The organism is Nocardia jinanensis (assembly GCF_014645735.1).
In the GTDB taxonomy this organism is placed as follows: Bacteria; Actinomycetota; Actinomycetes; order Mycobacteriales; family Mycobacteriaceae; genus Nocardia; species Nocardia jinanensis.
The window spans coordinates 1-949 of sequence record NZ_BMMH01000063.1 but is presented as its reverse complement, the minus strand read 5'-3'; the positions used below and the strand labels follow the sequence as shown (position 1 = coordinate 949).

At 66.9% G+C, this 949-nt stretch carries 1 protein-coding gene; it reads right to left on the bottom strand.

The window, feature by feature from the left end; translation table 11 throughout:
• Positions 1 to 910: IS481 family transposase (locus IEY68_RS35850; RefSeq protein WP_189094733.1), on the bottom strand; the 910-nt coding region annotated here is incomplete at its 3' end.
• Positions 911 to 949 lie beyond the last annotated feature (39 nt).

Sequence of the window (949 nt, the reverse complement as noted above, 5' to 3'; positions counted from 1 at the left end):
GGTGGTGATTATAGGTATGTAGCCAGGTGATGTAGGCCGTGTTGCGTTCGGTATCGCTGTGGTAGACGCGAGCGTAAGCCCATTCCTCGGTCAAGGTGCGGTGGAAGCGTTCCACTTTCCCGTTGGTTTGTGGCCGGTAGGGGCGGGTGCGTTTATGCACGACCTCGCCCAGAGCTGTAGCGAAGACCCGGGATCGGTAACAGGAACCGTTGTCTGTCAGCACCCTTCGGCTGGTCACGCCGCGAGCGGCGAACCATGCCGCGGCGCGGGTCCAGAACTCCGCGGCTGTGTGTTGGCGTTCGTCGGTGAGTACTTCGCTGTAGGCGAGGCGGGAGTGGTCGTCGAGGGCGGTGTGCAGGTAGTGGTAGCCGATGACGGGATGCTTGCCGTGGCGGACGCGGGTGTGGGCCAGTTTGTTGCGGTAGCCGGCGCCGCGTCCGTGGGCCCGCCAGCCACCGCCGTCGGGGATCTTGCCCAGTTTCTTCACATCGACATGGATCAGATCGCCGGGCTGGTCGTGTTCGTAGCGGCGTACCACGCGGCCGGTGGCGCGGTCGAGCCACCGCAGTCGGGTCAGCCGGTAGCGGGTCAGGACCCGGTGCACTGTCGAGGGGTGCAACCCGAGGAGGTAGGCGATGCGGGCCGGTCCCCACCGGCGCAGGACACGAACTTTGATGATGCGGCGTTCGGCCCGGGTCGGTGTCCGGTTCGGGCTGCTGTGCGGACGGCTCGAACGGTCGGCCATACCGGCCTGGCCCTGGTGGCGGTAGCGGTCGGCCCACCGCTTGGCGGTGGTGGCCGAGACCTGGAACCGTTCGGCGGCCCGCCGCAGCGGCCAACCGTCCTCTACGACACAACGAGCCAGCCGCAGCCTGCCCAACTCGGACAACGGGGCGTTAGGGTGGGACACGAAGACCTCCGGTTGGTGAGTGCGTTCCTAGACAGCTCG